This is a genomic window from Endozoicomonas sp. SCSIO W0465 (assembly GCF_023716865.1).
GTDB lineage: Bacteria > Pseudomonadota > Gammaproteobacteria > Pseudomonadales > Endozoicomonadaceae > Endozoicomonas.
Genome location: NZ_CP092417.1, coordinates 2,703,873 through 2,724,072, shown reverse-complemented (window position 1 = coordinate 2,724,072; position 20,200 = coordinate 2,703,873). Strand labels below are relative to the sequence as shown.

The 20,200-nt window shown below is 45.9% G+C and carries 15 protein-coding genes and 3 pseudogenes; 7 read left to right on the top strand and 11 right to left on the bottom strand.

All coding sequences use genetic code 11. From position 1 onward, the window contains the following. Positions 1 to 92: 92 nt before the first annotated feature. A complete protein-coding gene (locus MJO57_RS11860; protein WP_252017318.1) occupies positions 93 to 1,454 on the bottom strand; it encodes an ISNCY family transposase in 1,362 nt (453 codons plus the stop codon). A gap of 427 nt (positions 1,455 to 1,881) precedes the next feature. Between MJO57_RS11860 and MJO57_RS11855 the strand changes: the two genes are divergently transcribed. From MJO57_RS11855 to MJO57_RS11845, 3 genes are all read left to right on the top strand, one after another. Next, positions 1,882 to 2,457, top strand: a complete 576-nt coding sequence (locus tag MJO57_RS11855) for a hypothetical protein (protein ID WP_252025521.1) — start codon at positions 1,882 to 1,884, stop codon at positions 2,455 to 2,457. 136 nt (positions 2,458 to 2,593) lie between these two features. Next, the gene (locus tag MJO57_RS11850; protein ID WP_252025519.1) at positions 2,594 to 7,159 is read left to right on the top strand and encodes a hypothetical protein; all 4,566 of its coding nucleotides are present in this window, start codon (positions 2,594 to 2,596) and stop codon (positions 7,157 to 7,159) included. Positions 7,160 to 7,180: 21 nt separating this feature from the next. Then, the gene (locus tag MJO57_RS11845; RefSeq protein WP_252025517.1) at positions 7,181 to 7,468 is read left to right on the top strand and encodes a hypothetical protein; all 288 of its coding nucleotides are present in this window, start codon (positions 7,181 to 7,183) and stop codon (positions 7,466 to 7,468) included. A 171-nt stretch (positions 7,469 to 7,639) separates the two neighbouring features. On the opposite strand, the pseudogene MJO57_RS11840 reads toward MJO57_RS11845, so the two are convergent. Next, a pseudogene (locus MJO57_RS11840) lies at positions 7,640 to 9,096 on the bottom strand (IS4 family transposase). A 96-nt stretch (positions 9,097 to 9,192) separates the two neighbouring features. On the opposite strand from MJO57_RS11840, the gene MJO57_RS11835 reads away from it, so the two are divergent. Then, positions 9,193 to 9,573: a hypothetical protein gene (locus tag MJO57_RS11835; protein ID WP_252025515.1), complete on the top strand. Its 381-nt coding sequence runs from the start codon at positions 9,193 to 9,195 to the stop codon at positions 9,571 to 9,573. 50 nt (positions 9,574 to 9,623) lie between these two features. Here the strand turns inward: MJO57_RS11835 and MJO57_RS11830 are convergent, their stop codons facing one another. The 6 genes from MJO57_RS11830 to MJO57_RS11805 all read right to left on the bottom strand — a co-directional run bounded on the left by MJO57_RS11830 (position 9,624) and on the right by MJO57_RS11805 (position 15,000). Beyond that, a complete protein-coding gene (locus tag MJO57_RS11830; protein WP_252025513.1) occupies positions 9,624 to 10,598 on the bottom strand; it encodes a hypothetical protein in 975 nt (324 codons plus the stop codon). Positions 10,599 to 10,621: 23 nt separating this feature from the next. Then, positions 10,622 to 12,136, bottom strand: coding sequence for an IS66 family transposase (locus MJO57_RS11825; protein WP_252017330.1), 1,515 nt, complete (start codon positions 12,134 to 12,136; stop codon positions 10,622 to 10,624). Continuing rightward, positions 12,133 to 12,696, bottom strand: coding sequence for a hypothetical protein (locus MJO57_RS11820; protein ID WP_252025511.1), 564 nt, complete (start codon positions 12,694 to 12,696; stop codon positions 12,133 to 12,135). Before MJO57_RS11820 ends, MJO57_RS11825 begins: the two co-directional genes overlap by 4 nt. Then, entirely contained in the window at positions 12,669 to 13,709 is a 1,041-nt protein-coding gene (locus MJO57_RS11815) for an IS1595 family transposase (protein WP_252017335.1), read from the bottom strand. The genes MJO57_RS11820 and MJO57_RS11815 overlap by 28 nt, the downstream gene beginning before the upstream one ends. A gap of 60 nt (positions 13,710 to 13,769) precedes the next feature. Continuing rightward, positions 13,770 to 14,738 carry a hypothetical protein gene (locus MJO57_RS11810; protein ID WP_252025509.1) on the bottom strand — a complete coding sequence of 323 codons (969 nt, stop codon included), beginning with the start codon at positions 14,736 to 14,738 and terminating at the stop codon, positions 13,770 to 13,772. An 88-nt stretch (positions 14,739 to 14,826) separates the two neighbouring features. Next, on the bottom strand, positions 14,827 to 15,000 hold the full coding sequence (locus tag MJO57_RS11805; RefSeq protein WP_252025507.1) for a hypothetical protein: 174 nt from the start codon (positions 14,998 to 15,000) through the stop codon (positions 14,827 to 14,829). Between MJO57_RS11805 and MJO57_RS11800 the strand changes: the two genes are divergently transcribed. From MJO57_RS11800 to MJO57_RS11785, 3 genes and pseudogenes are all read left to right on the top strand, one after another. Then, positions 14,999 to 15,250: a DUF6444 domain-containing protein gene (locus tag MJO57_RS11800; protein WP_252025505.1), complete on the top strand. Its 252-nt coding sequence runs from the start codon at positions 14,999 to 15,001 to the stop codon at positions 15,248 to 15,250. The two genes, MJO57_RS11805 and MJO57_RS11800, sit on opposite strands and share 2 nt — an antisense overlap. A gap of 23 nt (positions 15,251 to 15,273) precedes the next feature. After that, a pseudogene (locus MJO57_RS11795) lies at positions 15,274 to 16,316 on the top strand (IS1595 family transposase). Between the two features lie 378 nt (positions 16,317 to 16,694). Further along, positions 16,695 to 17,634: pseudogene (locus MJO57_RS11785) on the top strand (IS66 family transposase). A gap of 3 nt (positions 17,635 to 17,637) precedes the next feature. On the opposite strand, the gene MJO57_RS11780 reads toward MJO57_RS11785, so the two are convergent. The 3 genes from MJO57_RS11780 to MJO57_RS11770 are packed head-to-tail and all read right to left on the bottom strand — an operon-like array spanning position 17,638 to position 19,748. After that, positions 17,638 to 18,798 (bottom strand): hypothetical protein, encoded by a 1,161-nt coding sequence (locus tag MJO57_RS11780; protein WP_252025499.1) that lies wholly within the window; start codon positions 18,796 to 18,798, stop codon positions 17,638 to 17,640. Positions 18,799 to 18,808: 10 nt separating this feature from the next. Then, on the bottom strand, positions 18,809 to 19,291 hold the full coding sequence (locus tag MJO57_RS11775; protein ID WP_252026893.1) for an IS1595 family transposase: 483 nt from the start codon (positions 19,289 to 19,291) through the stop codon (positions 18,809 to 18,811). Further along, positions 19,260 to 19,748, bottom strand: coding sequence for a transposase (locus tag MJO57_RS11770; RefSeq protein ID WP_252018121.1), 489 nt, complete (start codon positions 19,746 to 19,748; stop codon positions 19,260 to 19,262). Before MJO57_RS11770 ends, MJO57_RS11775 begins: the two co-directional genes overlap by 32 nt. Between the last annotated feature and the right edge of the window lie 452 nt (positions 19,749 to 20,200).

The window sequence follows — 20,200 nt, the reverse complement described above, 5'->3', positions numbered from 1 at the left end:
GGGACGGATATTGGAGAAAAACGCGAAAAGCAGGCAGAAAACATCCTCCCACCATGCTGGAAAGGTACTTTCATGTAGCGTGGAGGTGGCTATCAGGATGGTGCCGGGTGTCTGGCCAGAATCACCAGGTTGTAACAGACCACCGATAACCAGCAATGAGAATCAAAACGCTCAGAACCCTTGCAGTGGCAACGTGATAGCCCAAAACATCTCTTTAGCCACGAAATTCCCGCTTCAATACCTGCCCGGAAGCGAAAGAGCGTTTTATACACATACTGACTTTTAGTCATCTCTTCGACTTCAAGTCCGCGCTTCTTATTAAAAGCTACATCGCTGATTCCCATGGCCTTGGCTTTTTCCAAATTAGCGCGACACGCGTATCCGCCGTCACCGCTTGTCTGGCGAGGTACACGACCATAAATTTCTTTTTGTCTTTCCATCATCGGAATGAATTGGTCCGAATCCGCTGGGTTACCTTCCTCAATAACCAGGTCCAGGATCAATCGACTTTTTCCCTGAACCAGGTTCAGTTTATGGCCATACTGTACTTGCCGCCTGTCTTTTACGATGATATCCGTATGGGGTTCATACAGGCTAACCACTTTTTCCTGGGCTGGCACCTTTTCACCCTTAAAGACCCTGCGCTCTGTCTGGGAGACTATTGCATCCACCAGGGGTAACAGGTGATCCACATCGGCCTGCCACTTGTCGGCATCATCAGCCAGGAGACACTGCCCCTGCTGACGGGCGTTTGCTAGCGTGACAGTAGCTTCGATAAGTACCTTCCGGGATTTTCGGGTCAACTGCAGCAGTTTTTTATAATGCTGATGCCGCTCTTCTTTGCCAGCGTAGATGCATTTTCTGGCCGCATCTTTTACGGCTCGGTTGTGATGGGTATATTCATAAAGCGGTGTCGCTGTCAGTGTTTGTCCCCGTTCCAGCAGCCGACAAATTTCTTTAACGGAACTGGCTAAAAGATCACTGTCGCAAGGAGGTTTGATATCCGATTCGGTGACTGTGCTGTCAATAGCCACAGTGCGCCCTTTTTCAATACCCTGATCTTTAGCGGTCATTAGCTGACAGTTATTAATCCGTTCCCATGTAGATGCAGTAAGAAGGCTGATGAGCCCATGCAAACTGGAGCGACTGGGGCGCTGGTTTGGTTCGAGGCGACAAAAGTCTCGAAAGAGCATGGAGTCCATCAAAACAAACGACAAGTAGTCATAATCACAATTCAAATACTGTTTCAGGAGTGCCGCACGAAGAACGGATTCTGCTGATAGTCCGTTCCGCCCAGTGTTCTGTTTATCACCAGAACTTAAGTCCTCATAAATCCAGTCATTGAACTGTGGATGGGCGTCAAGCCATTGCGAGATACCGGAAAGCTGGGAGCAGATTTCATGAGGTACGTAATGGAGTTCCATACTACACTGCGGGTTGCGTTTTTTGCGCATTTGGAGTCCTCTGTTTTTGGCAATCCCTTATGTTTCTTGCTCTTGGGAAGTTTAGTCGCCAGATAGCAGTAGGGCTCCACTTAATTTTTCAGGATAAAATCTACAGTTTTCAATTGGTTGTGTTTTTGGACGAGAACTAGGTAATTGGTTCGGCCTCAGTGAAAACAACGCTGAAAAGCCGTTTGACAAGCGCTTGTCGGAGCTGTTTGCTACAACTCATCAGCCTTTACCTGACACTATCCATTCCCATCCTCATTCCAGTCCGTTGATACAATCCCTCGATAGGGGGAATTATCAGGCTACCCAACAGCAGTTTATGGCGCTATTGCCAGAGCAACAGCTGGCAATATTGCAGTCACTGGCCAAGGCGCCTGACCTTCTGGGACTGGATCAATCCACGGAGTTTCTGGCGCAGTGGAAAAGCGATATGAGCAAACTGTCAACGAATAGCGGCAACAACGATCAGAGTGTGCCGGACTGGTCTGCGTTTGCCATTGGCCAGCGAGCCTGGCAATTATTCAGCTATCTCTATGATTGTAAGGTCAGCGCCCCTAAAGAGGCTTTATCTCGAGTAGAGCTTTCATCCGCCATTCATCAACGGCAGATGACTGACGATAATGACGAGGCCCGGGCGGTGAGTCGGGTGATCACTGCGCTTTTGCCCGTAGTACCCAGCGCCAGCGAAGCTGCCTCAATTGAGTTGGGCAGTGTCAAAAACCTGCAACCACCCTTACAGTCTCACCGATTCAGCAGGGACAACATTGACCCTATGCTGGATGCATACTCAGCCATCAAGCAACAGGTTAAAGGTGAATTTCTGCAGGTATTCGGTCACACGATTCACGATCCGCAACTGCAGCAGGAATTGACTGGCCAGATTGCTATTGCTTGCCTGGAGGCACTTAAAGGCAGGTTGCCTGAAAGCACTGAACATTGGCAGTCTCTGGTCAAGAATGTGCTTGAAGAAGAGTTTGCCGAATTTAATGGACTTTCAAGCGGATAACTTCATCAAGTATTACGCCCACTGTCACAGTGCAAAGCTTTGCAAGATATTAACCATCGGACGGTTCAGGCTGAGCGTATGAGTGCAAACGCCATGCGCTGCCCTGAACAGTCTTGCCAAACAAGAGAACGGAATAATGGACAAAATCAGTTTATCAGTAGCCCCGTCACCCGTAAGGCGCTTCGATTCACCCGGTGCAGATAATACCAATGGGCACTATCAGTCTTACAAAGTACTCAAAAATGACATTGCTTTTTCTTTTCTTGACTCGGGGGAAGATGGAGGCTGCCAAGTCAAAACCGTCTTTTTGAAATTAGACGAGTTCCGGGCATTTCTTGAGCAGAACCTGGATAAGCAAGACCGGGAAGATTATATAAATCATGTTCTGAGACCGTGTACCGATCCGGGACATGCTACTGTTTCAACCATCACACCAATGTCAACAGTTACCAAAACCTTGCCCGCTCCATCAGTGAGCATGCCAGAAGCCGACTCTACTGGCCATACCAGTGAGACATTGCAAAGCACTGCGCACAGTCCCGCAACCATCCAGTCGGAAACTCCGGTGGCACCTGCCTCTCCCGACCAAAAAAGCACCACTTTGCGAGAAGCCGTTGGCAATATATCAAACACACAGACGACGGCATTACCAAAAAACCTTTCAATCCAGACATCTTCTATCCGTCACAGCAAGCCACAGAAGCAAACCGCAGACGCCACGGAAGACCGTCATGCCAGCTCCGCAAGTACTCCCCTGGCGACCCTGACACCTGCTGCCCGACAAGGCAAGGCTCATGAACAAACCGGAGAGGCCATGACAGGCAGTCATGTCAGCTCAGCAGGTACTCCCCAGGCGACCCCGACACCCGCTGCCCGGCAAAGCAAGGCTCATGAACAAACTGCTGACGCCACGACAGGCAGTCATGTCAGTTCAGCAGGTGTCTCCCTGGTGACTCCGACACACTCTGTCCGGCAAAGCGAGGGATCGGAGAAAACCGCAGGTACCAAAGCAGGCATGGTGACCAGAGAGCAAACACCGGAAATGGGTACGATTAACATATCGCCTTCGTTTATAGATGGAGGTACAGCCATTCCAGTTAAGCATACTATACCGGTCACTGACATCATCAGTCGTTCCGGACAAATGGCAGTAGTTAGTTCTACTGAAGTTTCCACTCGGCAGTCTCTGCCTATCCCCACGCTTGACCCCAGTATTTGGTTGAATTCTGATAGTTTGACGGAAAGAGTTATTGAATTTTTGACAGTGGCAAGGGATATAGCCTCAGGTTATCAGAAGGCAATTGATGAAGAAATGAGTCGAATGCTGGCAGCATATTCAGGGGAAACAAGAATTCCGGGCATGAATAAAATGGTCTACCTAAGTCAACTATTTGAACTGAATGTATTACATCAGCTATTGGCTGCCGATTTTCTGAAGATGAATTGGCAGCATAAAAGTATAAGCATGATAAAAACTGTCCAGGATGATGAAGCATCATTACCCTGGACAGTTTATCAAACCAATGCTGACGAAAAGACAATTCGAAGAATAATAAATAAAGAATCAAATAATTTAGTTGCAGAATCGTATTCTGAACTTGGCAGGCAGTATCTCAGGATTTTAGAGTCAGCAACAAAGGATAGCCAGATAGAATCACTCTATAATGCTGTAAAAAACTTTATTGAAGAAAATAATGGAGTCTTGAAAAGGGAGATAAACATACCGAGTATTTCAGAAGATTTTATACCCGTAATGACTGTTATTGGACAAAGAGAAAAATCTGTTTTAGATAATAATCAAATAGCAAACCCACCTGCGGGCTTAACTCCAGATAAATTACTTGTTTACCAATATGCAAAGCGACTTATAAACATTAATGCAGATATGTTCAGGCAAACCATTGGCTTAAAGAAAATTGGGGAGTACTTTAAAAGAAGTCTGATAATGAATCCGAATACTATAGTTTCAAGTTCGGAAAAAGCAGTCGCAGAATTTGCTGATCAATGGTTAAATTATAGGTCAAATTCAGATAAAGGACCTGTTCATAACAATTATCGAAATAAATTCACTCAAAACTTCGCAAAGGAATCTGCTTTTCAAAAAAACAATCCACCCTGGATATTTATAAACAGTTTTGCAATGTATGGGTTGAAGATGCTACATGCTAAAAATGGCTTGATACATTACCTTGGTCATCTAATGTCAAGAGTTATGCAAAACAGGAGTATTGCCAAAAAAGAAAAGGAACAGATGATAGAAACAATACTTAACCAGAAAAAACTGGTTTGTAAAAAAGCAATAGATACACTTAAGGAAGTGTTTTCTACTTGCCTTGGATTAAGGGAGACAATTCTATCTGCTCGCTATTCAGGTAATCCAAAAAGAGACATCTTTACGGAGTTGCGTAGTCTACCAACTTCTCGTTCTACTTATTTTAGAAAAAATTTAAGTCAATTTCTTTATCAAATAAGGAGAACAGTGCGTATGGATACTTCAGACTATAACGAAAGAAAATCTACTATCAGTGAAATAAGTAAAACGATCTCAGAGAGGGAGGCAAAACAGTTAGGTACGATACGTGCTGTTTATGGTTTGCTAAATATAAATGTAAATAATGCCTGCAACAAACTGGCGACGTACCCTGAACCATTGCCTCAAACTACCTTGGCATTAGAGTTGGAAGTGCATTTGTGCATGGTGAAAGAATTTTCTGGTTTTGCATTAGTGGCGGCGTCTCTAATCCAACAAATTGGTTATGATCTTCATTTTCGTTTGGATAATCCTCAGGCATATGAGCAACAGCCCTTGATGCCTTTCAATTTTTCCAATTTTTTGGATGCTCCAGCAAGAAAACGGCGTGACCTGACCGATATTGACGACACGAACAACACCAAAGAACCAATCGGTGAGGATCATATCTTTAATGAGATGGCTGACGATAATGCCATTCCTGATTTAACCAATCAGCCCGAACCCGGCAATCCTCTCTCCTCCGGTGCCAGCAGGCACCGGGGCGTATGGTCTGCCATCAGTAGCCAGCTTGCTGGTTTAGCTGAATACGGCGGACGGAAGAATACAGCCACCCGACCAGCAAGCCACAATGAATTGCCCCGGGAGGTGGGTGAAGTGAACAGCTTCAGACCCGGGCCAACAGATCAGACCAGTCCGTTCAAACCAGCATCATTTCCCACCAACGACAGCCTGATCCTGGCCAATATTGTTGCCTCTGCGCTCAACGATCGGCCAATTCGTACTATTGGTCCTCATCACGATAGCCGATTAAACCAACAGGCCAGTCTGTCCCGAGATCCGCTGGAACAATCCCCCGGCATGAGATTACTTGAAGGTAGCAGAGGCGTAGCCAGTCAGCTGCATACTGAACTCAGTGGCTATTTGCAATATCTGGCTGAGGTTACCGCAGCTGAGATCGCGCCTTGCTGGCAACCCCGGGATCTGTTGAACATTGCTATTGTGCAAACCACCGGAGTGGATCGAGCCTCGCCCACCAACGCTTTTTTGCAGACAGTGCTAGCCTCACCAGAGCTTGGTGTTGAGCATGAAAGCCCGGAAAATATTTTTCGCAGTGACGGAACGGTTCGCCAGGTTGCTGTCGGGGCCGATGGCCAGTCATCCGTTTTTTTCGACAGCGTCACCGGTAAAACAACAACCACAACAACCGGTTCACCATCGGTTGAACTCGCCCGATGCATGTTGCAAGCCATGGCCCAACATCAGCTTAAAAACCGGGGATCCGGGGAACTATCGCTGCCTTTCCGCCAACAAGTGCTGGATCAGGTTTTGCAGTTACAGGACAGACGGTCACAAAACGAAAGCAGTACTCTAAGTGCCTGGTTTGGTCTGCGTGGCAGCAGTGACAAAGATCACAGGCAGGATTTTGACCGGCTGCTCACTGAGCAGGTTGGGAAATTGCATCAACCCTTTCCCGTGAATGATGAGGTTCAGCTTAATCCACTGGTACAGTCCCTGAACATGGGGCACTACCACAATACCCGACAACAGTTTATGAATCTGCCGCCTGATCAACAGATCAGCATAATAAAGTCACTGGCTGATGCCCCGGATACGATGGGGTTGGACCAATCCTCTGACTTTGTCGCGCAGTGGCTACGGGACATCGACGAGATGTCGGGTACCGAGGTAAATAAAGAACTGCCTGACTGGTCATCTTTTGCCATAAGCCAACGGGCCTGGCAGTTATTTGCTTATCTTTATGACTGTAAAGTCAGCGCCCCCGATGAAGCCTTCTCCCGCCAGCAGCTCTCAATGACAATAAGTGAACGCCAGATTGCCGAGGATGATAATGAAACCTGGCGATTAAATCAGGTGATCACTGATCTTCTATCAACAAAATCCAGTGTCAGCGATATGGCTTCAATAGAGTCCGGGAGTAATAGCAATCTGCTGTCGCCTGTACAATGCCATCGATTTGACGACAGTAAAATTGGCAACATGCTTGATGCCTATTTAGCCATCAAGAATCAGGTTAACGATAGTTTCCTCAAGGTATTTGGTGACACTGTCAGCGATCCGCTGCTGAAGCAGGAATTGACAGGCCTGATTTCAACCGCCTGCCTGGAAGCACTGAAAGGTAAGTTAACAGCCAATCCGAACGAGTGGCAGACTCTGGTTAACACAGTAATAAATGAGGAGTTTATCCAATTCACTGAAGCCCATGTGTGACTGATCAATAGAGAGGTTATTATGCAAGCAACAATAGCCAAGGTGCAGGACGGTGGCTGTGTAAGTGAGGTGATGGTCAGTTCTGCTGATGCAACGCAAAGTGGCGGCAACGGGCAAAAATCTTCCCTTCCCAAGCCGCAAAATTATGGTTCATGGACAGTCGTGCGCCGCTGCCCGCTGGATAAGAAATCAAGTTTTTGTTGTGGGGGAAGTACTCCTCGTTATCGGGAAAGTGTTATCAAGTGCCTTGCTGACTACAAATTACTGCCTGAGACGACGGCAAAATCGGGTACTGGTGTTAACGTCTAGACAGGCAGCTTTTACCTGTCCAAATTTTGAATTCAGCAGACTGTTTCCGAATTGATCTTGTCAAGTAGAAGGCTGGGCATGATCTTTTGGATATCCGATGTGTGTTATGTTATAACGTTTTGCAATTTGATATCGGGAACTGATCTCACCAGACATGGCGCTGACTCTTGATCACATCTCTCCAGCGCTGAACTGCCGGGCTATCTGCCAGGTTTTTACCCGATCCTGCAATTTCGCCCAGCCTTCCCATACCACTAACCAGCCGGGCTGCCCTGTATGCTTTGAATCACCCCAACCACCAAGCCGAGCAATCGTTTGAAGCAGCCAACAAGCCGAGCAATCGTTTGAAGCAGCCAAGTGACTGTTGGCGGCTTATCGGGCAACGCTTTTTTTTCATAGGTTAGCCAGAGAACCTGCCATTCATCATCACTGACCACCTCATTCGCGAGTGTTTTTTCACTCCAAAGCTTTCTGTCTTTGTGCTGCCTGTCATTCGGTAACATTAATGCTTCACGGATTTGCATTAGTCTGACAGCGACAAACATTAATATGACCGCAAGTCGTTCAATGTTATCCGGAGATTGCAGACGAAGCCTTTCTACTCCTGCTCCCGATTTCCAAGCCTTGTGGAACTCTTCTATTCGCCATCGGAGCTCGTAAAATCGAATGATAGAGCGACAGTCTTCGAATGTTTCAATATCTTCAGTTGTCAATAGTACCCAGTGCAAACGGTCTTCGGAGTCATTGCCAATCTCTTCAGCCGACACAATATTCATAGTTACCGGTTCCGGCCTGCCGCCTGGCCTTTGCGGCGCCTGTATTGTCATCTTCTTTCTTTTGACCTGCAGCGTTGCCTTTCGCTTCTTTCTACCTCCTTTTTGAGGAACCACTATCGTATATTTCCCCAACACTTCAGTCTGAGCTAAGGAATCAAATAATAAGAGTTCGCCATCTACCAGGATTCTGTTTTGTGTAGCTCTTACAACAAACCGCTGTCGGTTATCCAGTTTGTAGTGCATATATTCGTATATATCCGCCTCCCGGTCGCAAACACTGATGATGTCAGGCATTTTACCCCCCATCCTTTGTTCTGTGTTTTCAGAGGCTCTTTGCCACTTAAAGCTTTCCTTTCCCTCGTAAGGTAGCTGACGACGTTGGTTCTTTTTCCCCCGCTGAACGTCCTCTCTAACCCATCGTTCTTGATCAATAAGCCCAATGCTTCGCTCTGTATCCGCATCAACCAAGAAGACAGAGTGGACGTGGAATCCTCTGGTTTTAGAGCCTTCAGGACCTCCAAGATCACCAAGCTCGGATCTGACAGCATGTTTATAACCCAGGGTTGTTGTATCTTCGAGAGCCAGAAGTAGGCGAGACTGTCTCGCTATTTTGGCAGTTGCCTGAAAGCCTGCCTCAGCTATTGCTTCAGGCTTTACGGCCTCATTCTCAATCAGCCGGTAAGCTCCAGTTACCAGTGCGGTATAACCTTCGCATGAAGATGACAAAGAATTACCGGTATGAGCTGAAAGCTCGGCAGCAACTTTGACAAGTCGTTTTGTACGTCGAGTATCGCCCAAATCAGCACATCCAAAAGTTAGTTCTGACCATGGTTTAGGAGAAAGTGGAAGCATGACCTGTTTTATCAGTGAGAAATGATAGAACAAGGTAGCTATTTGTGATCAAGAGACAGGACATGGCGGGGGCAATACCGAAAGGAATCGCAGTATATGACCATCAGCCTTTGCCAGGCAGACCGTGGAAGCGACAGCAGACGATGGCTGTCCTGTCTGATGGTCGCTGTTTATCTGCTGGTGGTGCACTATTCGTTGAGCCATGTTCACACTGCACAGGAGCAAAGCCTTAAGCCAGAAATACCCTGGCAGCATCCGGTTGCTTCCATTGCCGATGATGCCAGTGATCACCATGACCATGAGCACCGCCATTCATCGGCTTGTATGCTGGTGTCTCAGGCCTCTTCACCTGTTCATTGGCTCAAGGCAAAAGTGCGGTTCGGTCCGGTTCATAACCACCGGCCTTATCGCTTGTCGGTCCATTCTGTCACCCCAACCAAAAGACAGACTCGTGCACCTCCTGAATATAACGTCTGAAGTTTGACAATTTATCAATGATTTGGGTGAAAGTCTCATATTGATGAGTACTAACGTTCAATATTACCCTTCCCTGATGAAAATGGAATCACATTATCACTGACCATATTTACCTTGGCCCGGTACGTTACCGACAGCAGCATCCAGCCACAGTCGAACCAACCACTTTGAATTAGTGACCTGAGTGTCAGAATGCCTTGCCCCCCGGGACACCGCCAACGCATTCCCGAACACTTCATTCGCTGTGTAACCAGCGTTTTACAGGACGCCTCAATGACCCCTGAGCCTATGGGCAGGTTGCGCGACAGGTGTTCTGCATAATTCATCCGTAACCGGTTTTTTCTGAAGTACTTTAACTCTGTCTTTAATTTCGATCGGCGGGGATGCTTGCTATGCTGGTAAGCCAGTGCCTTGATTATTTTTTCAACCCCACCCGGCTCCTCCTTCAGGATATGTCGGTAGGTGCTGAATTTCTCTTTGGACTTCGCGCTATTTTCACCGTAAGCCAGGTCAAATGCCTTCTTCAGGTGTTCTGCCGCATGGTAATAATCAACAATTTCTTCTCCCTCCGGTAGCTCTTTGGTGAAGTATGTCCAATTGTCCCGGGCTCCATCTGCCACTTTGACCAGAGTCAGATTTGGCTTTTGCTGAAGCACCTTATCCAGAAGGTTTGAAAGGGATTTTTTCAATGTCGCTTTCTTGCTTTCAGGCATTCGTCCCATCCTGATCGTAGAGAGGCGATCTCCCTGGTCATCGTAAAACGACAGTGTTCCACAACTGGCCTCCTGACAACCTGCTGGCCCTCGGGTACGTTTGCCTTCAGCAACACTCTTTTCACGTTTCTCCTGACGCTTGCCGTCTTTCATTGGTAGCATCACACCGTCAAGGGAAGCAGCTACCGTCACCGCGTCAGGCGGTACTGTGAGATTCTCCGCGAGAAGGGTCTCGAAAGGGTCAAGGTGCTGCTCCCATTGTTCGTTGAGTTTTTTGGGAAGACGTGCCAGAGAGCTGGTTGAGGGTGACATATTCCCCATTAGATCGAGTGTAACTATTCAGCACTGAGCAAAGGCATATTACAGTAATTCCGAACAGCTCTATGAAGTGATTGATATATGTCCATTCCCTGTTTTCTGGCAGACGACAAATAGCTGCGAATCCGTGCAAACATAGAACCACCGTCTGCACTCCTGAAGCAGCCTGAGATTTTCTGCTTTAACTTGGCCATTCGAACATCCCGCTCACTGCCATTGTTATCGAAGGGAATGGTAAAATCTGACATGAAGCGCAGTGTCTCAGCCTTGAACTCAGTGAGTCGTTTGAAGAGATTGTAAGCTTTAGTATTCTTGACTTTCTTGCGCTTAAGCTCCTCTCGTTGCTTCTCCATATAGACGACTTCTTTCATTAGAGCCCGCTGAAGCAACCGGTCATAAATCTTCTCGATTCGTTCACAGACAACACTTGGCATCTGTAGCATACCTATGGTCTTAAAGCCCTTGCAGTAATGCCAGGAAAGCCTCAGTAGCTTCATCAATCGCAACGCCAGTTGATTGCTGTCCCTATCAACAACACCCAAAAGCTCCCTCAGGTGATGGGCATTGCAAAGTACGTGAGTTGCCGCATATGCAAAATAGGATTTCCAATGATCATGAACCAGAACGCCTGCAAATGTTAGCAGTATGCCCATCGTGTCCATGGCCTCACGACCTCGCTTTTCAGACAAGTAGTAGAGCGTCCATTGTTCATCCCGCATAACGTGTAGCCAGTGCAAAGAGCCCTCGGCCCGCATACCCGTTTCATCGGCTCCGGCAACAGACGATTCCCGCAAGGCGTCACGAATAACCTCTTCAGTAGAAGCCAGATTTTCATAGGTTCTGGCCACAAAATTGGCGACAGTGCCTGCACTTACACTCATTTTATAGAGAGTATTAAAATACTCTGACACGCGCTTAAAAGGCAGGAAATGGTATTGGTTAAGATAGACGGCCATAGCCTGTGTGGCTGAGCCATATTGTGCGGCAGCGGTAACACCTTCCGGGAATTCAGCCTGATTCCGACAACCACAAGTGCAGATTTTTACTTCAGCTCTATGGGCCGTTACTTCAAATTCACCCGGTCTCCCTGGTTCAAACACCTGTCGTTCAATATATTTGACCGGCTCACTATCAAGAAGAGACGCCTGACATTTATTGCATTCTTTAACCGGAAGGTACTCAATATAGTCAGGGATATCGACCTGTTTAAGACAAGTGCCCTGATGCCCTTTCTTTCCACCGGCTTTATTACCAGAAGACTGTCTCAGACTTTTAGGATTGGGTTTTTCATCCGATGGATCGGTACCTTTATCTGCGGAAAGGTCGTCAGAATGATCTGGAGAATTACTGTTTTTACAAGGTTTTTGATAACCATCAGACGATGGCGGCTTGCTGCTGTTTTGACTGTTCTTGCCAACCTTTTCTTCCAATTCTCGACATCGCTCTTCCAGACAGGCAACTCTCATCCGCAGCTCTGCATTCTCTTTCAAGAGAATCTCAGCCGACATAGTTGCGGGTAGTTCTGGAATCATGCTGGCGAATATTGTGGAAAAATGGTGCTTAAGAGGATGGTATAAAAATCAGAAAATTCCAGATTTATGTGGGGGTGCTGAACAGTTACGTTTTTTTCAACATTATCCGGTTTTTTGCTCCTCTCTACGGGCTTGTCAACATTGGGTTTTTTACCTTCTCTTCCCGGGTCTGGCTGCCTACCTTTATCACTTAACTTCCTTTTTAGCTGATGGACGCCTGAATCAAAAATATCCATAAAGTCTTTGATAGCAGCCATCTGCATCAGAGTCGCCGTATCTGTCGAGCCGGTGGTGGCGGTCACTGGAATATTTAACAGCTTCAGAATCCTGCTGCTCCCCTCATTACCCGGCAGTTGATCAACGTCTGAAGTAGATGGTTTCTCAAGAGAGTATTTGACGATATCGAGAACAATATGGGCATTCAGCAATTTAATGGAATCTGGAATGGGTTTACTAAACTGTGCACTATATTTTGTGTAGGCAATCACTTCCCGAAGTTGGCTTATCCATGGATCTGAACGATCAATCTGGGCTAAGTTACCGTTAATGGTTGGAAGCACCAATGTTCAGTAATTCTGCTGATCAACCGGCCAACAGTTAATTTTTTTGCTGCCGTCAGTTCTCGCCTCCAGGCCAGATAATGGGGAAGGTAACGAGTTGCAACCCCTTGGAATACGCCGCCAATCCAGCGTTTTAAATGACTGTGATAAGAATTTACAGTCTGGATGTGGTAGATGCCTTCAACAACATGTTGACCTGCTGATGTCACCAGCTCCTTGAAGACAAATCCAAGCTTGTCAGCAAGTTTTTCGTGAGCGAGGTGTGCATCCGCACAGACCGTGGCCTGTATCGATATGCGGCCATTTAAATGCCTGCACAATTCATTAGCACTTTCGTTTTCTAATACACCGTCAACGGTATTTCGATTACGGTCCCGAGCCACCATTACCGGGACTTTTCGGGCTTTGTTGGGATCATTACCCCGCTTTCGGGTTGGCCGTGGAAGGCCTTCTCTTTGCCCTTTGAAGGATTCACGGAAAAATGTTTCATCAAGCTCAGTAATGCCACAAAGCTCTTCTGCTTGATCATTATTAATCACTTCAAGAAAGCGGTGACGCCAGCGGAACGCAGTTTTCAAGTCAATGGCATTCTCAGCAGCAGCTGGTCGCAAGACCATAGAGTGAGTCATACCTGCGAGGTACTTGTTCCATTTTTCAGGGTGCCTGAGCCTTGCCAAAGGCGTTCCACTAAAGGCGTTAAACGTTGAGTCGCAAGTCTTGCAGTGGTAGCGCTGTCGGCCATTTCGTATGCCCCAGCGACCAACGCTATGGCTTTTGCATTTGGGGCACCTGGGGTTTTCGGCAAATTGGGCAAGTATGCTCTTTTCTACGTCAGGTGTTGCATTATCGTTATTGGGTATAGATTCACTGTAAACAGGTTCAGAGTCAGTGGTTTCTACTACCTCGGTAACCTCTATTTGAGTACTAAGGAGCGAGTTGTTAAGAATGTCTCGCTGTTCACTGGTTAATGTTGAAATGGAATCAATAAAATTCTGGAAGAGTTCAGATTGCATATCACTCCCCTACAACGTAGATTTTATGGGAGTTTAGCTGATTCAACCATTAACGGTAACTTAGCCATCAATCTGCTTTGTTGAGGCAGGCATGTCAGGTAGCTTGTCCCCCAGATTGTCCAGCTTGAGCCTTTTCTGGTTATCACGGTCTGTCATCAAACTGGCATACTCTTCGATCATTGACTTTATGGCTTTATCATCAAGTGCTTTCAGTTCAGAAATATCGTGAGTAACAACTTCCTTTATTGTTAGCGCAGAATCCGGAAGTATTTGCAGCTTCCCTATATTATCCAGGTGACCCTGTAAATTGAACGCCATACTGAACGATGTTCCCTGACCAGCCGAGGGCGGTATTGGCTGTGGGCCAGCATCAGTTAGCGGTATTTTGTAATACTCAAACACCTCCCTGAGCACCCTTGTTGCTTCTGCACTGAGAGAAGACAAACTGTTTCCATTGACTATTTTCAGGCCAGTCTGTATGTCTTGAAATGTCAAACGAAATCCTGTATCAACTTTCTGTATTTCCATATAAACAATATGTTTTTTTGTGGGAGTGATAAAAACCTGAATTGGTGATTCTGGCTTTAGCTTTAATCGAAATAGCTCTTTATAACCCTCAGTGATTACTTTATCCAACAATTCTTCAGCAGATTTAAAGGGGACTCTATTTTCTGCAAGATAGAAATTATCAAAGGTAATCCGAGCATACTTTGACTGAATACTCTCCGACTTTGTCCCCACAGAAAGAAGGCTATTGTCCAGTCCATCAACAACCTCAGCGTAGTAATTTTCCTGTAGCAAAAATCTAAGCTGATATGGATACTTAGCATATCCAACTCCATTAAAAACAGAACTTACCATGTTATCCAATGATTTAAGAAAGGTACCCTGCTTACTTGAGATGGCCGATAAGAGTGTATCTGCTCGACAAAACCCTTCACTAATTGAATTTGCCAGACGGGCAATTTGTATAGGATCATAAGTAAAAGAAAAACCCATTACTTCATCTAATGGTACATTTACATTCATTCCAGAGGGTATACTCTGAAGATTCGAATATTTCTCTATCAGCTCATTAAATGTATTCTTACATGCACTGTTAATATCTGTTTTCAGGTCACGCAGAACGGAATCCAACCTTGATGTCTCTGTTAAAAGATTGGCTTTGAAAGCAAGCCTGCCAACACGATAATAGTTTGAGTAACTGTTCAGCACCCCCACATAAATCTGGAATTTTCTGATTTTTATACCATCCTCTTAAGCACCATTTTTCCACAATATTCGCCAGCATGATTCCAGAACTACCCGCAACTATGTCGGCTGAGATTCTCTTGAAAGAGAATGCAGAGCTGCGGATGAGAGTTGCCTGTCTGGAAGAGCGATGTCGAGAATTGGAAGAAAAGGTTGGCAAGAACAGTCAAAACAGCAGCAAGCCGCCATCGTCTGATGGTTATCAAAAACCTTGTAAAAACAGTAATTCTCCAGATCATTCTGACGAGGCTAAGTTACCGTTAATGGTTGAATCAGCTAAACTCCCATAAAATCTACGTTGTAGGGGAGTGATATGCAATCTGAACTCTTCCAGAATTTTATTGATTCCATTTCAACATTAACCAGTGAACAGCGAGACATTCTTAACAACTCGCTCCTTAGTACTCAAATAGAGGTTACCGAGGTAGTAGAAACCACTGACTCTGAACCTGTTTACAGTGAATCTATACCCAATAACGATAATGCAACACCTGACGTAGAAAAGAGCATACTTGCCCAATTTGCCGAAAACCCCAGGTGCCCCAAATGCAAAAGCCATAGCGTTGGTCGCTGGGGCATACGAAATGGCCGACAGCGCTACCACTGCAAGACTTGCGACTCAACGTTTAACGCCTTTAGTGGAACGCCTTTGGCAAGGCTCAGGCACCCTGAAAAATGGAACAAGTACCTCGCAGGTATGACTCACTCTATGGTCTTGCGACCAGCTGCTGCTGAGAATGCCATTGACTTGAAAACTGCGTTCCGCTGGCGTCACACCGCTTTCTTGAAGTGATTAATAATGATCAAGCAGAAGAGCTTTGTGGCATTACTGAGCTTGATGAAACATTTTTCCGTGAATCCTTCAAAGGGCAAAGAGAAGGCCTTCCACGGCCAACCCGAAAGCGGGGTAATGATCCCAACAAAGCCCGAAAAGTCCCGGTAATGGTGGCTCGGGACCGTAATCGAAATACCGTTGACGGTGTATTAGAAAACGAAAGTGCTAATGAATTGTGCAGGCATTTAAATGGCCGCATATCGATACAGGCCACGGTCTGTGCGGATGCACACCTCGCTCACGAAAAACTTGCTGACAAGCTTGGATTTGTCTTCAAGGAGCTGGTGACATCAGCAGGTCAACATGTTGTTGAAGGCATCTACCACATCCAGACTGTAAATTCTTATCACAGTCATTTAAAACGCTGGATTGGCGGCGTATTCCAAGGGGTTGCAACTCGTTACCTTCCCCATTATCTGGCCTGGAGGCGAGAACTGACGGCAGCAAAAAAATTAACTGTTGGCCGGTTGATCAGCAGAATTACTGAACATTGGTGCTTCCAACCATTAACGGTAACTTAGCCTTCTGACGACCTTTCCGCAGATAAAGGTACCGATCCATCGGATGAAAAACCCAATCCTAAAAGTCTGAGACAGTCTTCTGGTAATAAAGCCGGTGGAAAGAAAGGGCATCAGGGCACTTGTCTTAAACAGGTCGATATCCCTGACTATATTGAGTACCTTCCGGTTAAAGAATGCAATAAATGTCAGGCGTCTCTTCTTGATAGTGAGCCGGTCAAATATATTGAACGACAGGTGTTTGAACCAGGGAGACCGGGTGAATTTGAAGTAACGGCCCATAGAGCTGAAGTAAAAATCTGCACTTGTGGTTGTCGGAATCAGGCTGAATTCCCGGAAGGTGTTACCGCTGCCGCACAATATGGCTCAGCCACACAGGCTATGGCCGTCTATCTTAACCAATACCATTTCCTGCCTTTTAAGCGCGTGTCAGAGTATTTTAATACTCTCTATAAAATGAGTGTAAGTGCAGGCACTGTCGCCAATTTTGTGGCCAGAACCTATGAAAATCTGGCTTCTACTGAAGAGGTTATTCGTGACGCCTTGCGGGAATCGTCTGTTGCCGGAGCCGATGAAACGGGTATGCGGGCCGAGGGCTCTTTGCACTGGCTACACGTTATGCGGGATGAAACAATGGACGCTCTACTACTTGTCTGAAAAGCGAGGTCGTGAGGCCATGGACACGATGGGCATACTGCTAACATTTGCAGGCGTTCTGGTTCATGATCATTGGAAATCCTATTTTGCATATGCGGCAACTCACGTACTTTGCAATGCCCATCACCTGAGGGAGCTTTTGGGTGTTGTTGATAGGGACAGCAATCAACTGGCGTTGCGATTGATGAAGCTACTGAGGCTTTCCTGGCATTACTGCAAGGGCTTTAAGACCATAGGTATGCTACAGATGCCAAGTGTTGTCTGTGAACGAATCGAGAAGATTTATGACCGGTTGCTTCAGCGGGCTCTAATGAAAGAAGTCGTCTATATGGAGAAGCAACGAGAGGAGCTTAAGCGCAAGAAAGTCAAGAATACTAAAGCTTACAATCTCTTCAAACGACTCACTGAGTTCAAGGCTGAGACACTGCGCTTCATGTCAGATTTTACCATTCCCTTCGATAACAATGGCAGTGAGCGGGATGTTCGAATGGCCAAGTTAAAGCAGAAAATCTCAGGCTGCTTCAGGAGTGCAGACGGTGGTTCTATGTTTGCACGGATTCGCAGCTATTTGTCGTCTGCCAGAAAACAGGGAATGGACATATATCAATCACTTCATAGAGCTGTTCGGAATTACTGTAATATGCCTTTGCTCAGTGCTGAATAGTTACTAGTTTGATTCTGAAACCAGGTCTGCAGTCTCCTTATTTATCTGCCTCATTAGATTACCAATATTCACATCGCTACTTTGTAAAGTATCAATTAGTGTTCTTAGCTCTGGTGAAATCGAAAATCCGGAATGAACAGAATCGATCAACTCAACCCGCATTTCTTCAAAACCTTTAAAAAATGACAACATCTCTGCTTTCATGGGTGCAGATTCAAATGCAACCAGATTTTTAAGTACTTCAGCGAATTCCCATGGTGCTCTTTTGGTTCGATCGGAATCCGTTTTTTTAGCGTAATGTTGATTGATATTGTTAAGCAGGTTTTTTAATTGGTTTTTATAGTAACCGGCTGCTTCCGGATGGGCATCCTTAATCGTATCGATAAAAAATGACAGCGTAGTGACCAGGCTAACAAACTTATAAAAGGTCAGGGTCTCATCCACAGTGGTAAGTAAAGTGGCAAAATCTGCTTGTGGATACGATTTTTGAAGTCCTGTCAAATCGTTTTTAAGTCTCCCTATGCTGGTCGATGCTGCCGTAGCGGAAAGAAAATCATCAACAATATTGACCGTGGCTGGTGTTGTTGGTGCGACCAATATCTGACTTGTTGGTGTGGCATTACTGGTTGCTGGAGTAATATATTCAGTTGTCGGTGTGTTGCTGCTCGTTGTTGGAACCGTCATTTCTGACGTTGGATCAATACTGGCAGCTAACGGTTTGGTTCCCTCTACACCCGGATGTATATTTTCTGCCGTTGGGCTGACATTGTCTGATGATGTAATTGTGTGAAGGTTGGAAGGTGATACCGTTGGTTGATGTACTGCAATATTGTTAGTAGCAGTCATCATTTTATTTTTTCCACTGTCGGCAATACGGTCATCAGGACTCGCAGTAATAATCTGCTCCTTTGTCGAGATGGTCGTCATTTTACCTGATTGACTGGCAGATTTGCTTGAATACAGTGTTAGTGTGGGAGTAATAATTGAAACAACTGAACCACCCTGTTTAACACACTTATCAGGGAATGGCTCACCACCCCCGGTGTTTTCAACATCAATATTTCTTTTAATAAATGTGCGCAGCTCATCCAAATCAAATCGCACACTTTTGTTCTGAACTTTGCCATCACTACTGAATTTATAAAAAGGAAGGCTCTTTTCCAATTCCAGACTGCTATGTAACCAGCAAGTTGACTAAGGGCTGAAGAAGACTTTTGCCTCTTCGGCCAATATTATGCAAAAACTCAAAAAAGCCAAGGTAAAGGGGTAAAGCCTCTTGGGATATTCCCCTGTGAGGCCTTAGCCACGAGCGTAGAAGTGACCAAAACCCCTCCATAGTATTAACATGCACCTCGTAAATACCGTCTTTGTCATCATCACGAGCATACTCACCTTTGCCGTGACAGACCGTTTTATGTCTGAAGCCCCAGCTTTCAAGGTCATCATAGATGTTGTATTCATCGGTATAAATCTGGCTCTGTGGGGCTACGTGTTTCTTGATAAATGGTTCGATTGTCGCCTTCTTAACGTTCGACAGCATGTTGATAATGACCTGACCTCCCCTTTGAATCATTCCCAATACCGGCGGTTTGTCTTTTTCAAGAGTCCCACGGCCCGGAGCGCCTTTAAGCCTTCTTTTTCTCGGTGGACGATCCAGATTTTTTTAATGCTTCAGGGTGTCCCTTGTGACCAGCTACAATGTAGACCTCGTCGAATTCAACTTCGCCATCAAGAATCACTTCAGGCTTTCGGTCAACAACACCATTTCGTAAGACTGTGGTCATATGGTGTGCATCACTGACACACAGATCAAGTTCCTGAGCTATCTGGCTGTTGGAGACGTTCAGCCCCATTAAATAGAGACAGGCAATCCAGACTTTGAGTGGTCGGTGGTGTCCTGCGAAAACCGTATTTGTCAGGTCATCGAAGTAGCGCTTACAGGACTTACAGTAATAGTGCTGGCACTCTACCTGCACATTGTCGTGTCCATTCTTTTTGACATTCTCAGAATCACAGTGCGGACAGAGAACAGTGCCATCTGGCCAGCGGTTCTCACGGATCATCTCAAAGCAGGTGTCATTACTGATGAGATCTGAGATTCGGCCTATATTCATGGTCAATGCTGGCGATGGCTAATTATATCCACCAAGGATAGTTCAGCAGTTCGGAATTCGAAAAGAGCCAAAAGGAAAATAGATTTTATCTCCGTCAATATGGTACTTATTAACACATCGACCTGACCAATCCGGCGTTATAATATCTATTATTGGTTCAATGCCATCGACTGCCAGCTTGGAACTCTTTACTGCCGAATTTATACTTACCGACGCATTTATTCGCTCCTCAGCTGTACTAGTTGAAAGTTCACCTGATTGACTGGCTGGCTTGATTGGATATATTTTTGGTGTGGGTGTAATAACAGAAACAACTGAACCGCTCCGCTGAATACACTTATCCGGGATGGGTTCAATATACCGGGTATTTTTATCGTCAATATTCCTTTTAAGGAGCTTGCGCAGCTCATCCAGGTCAAAACTTACGCTTTTGTTCTGAATTTCACCATCAC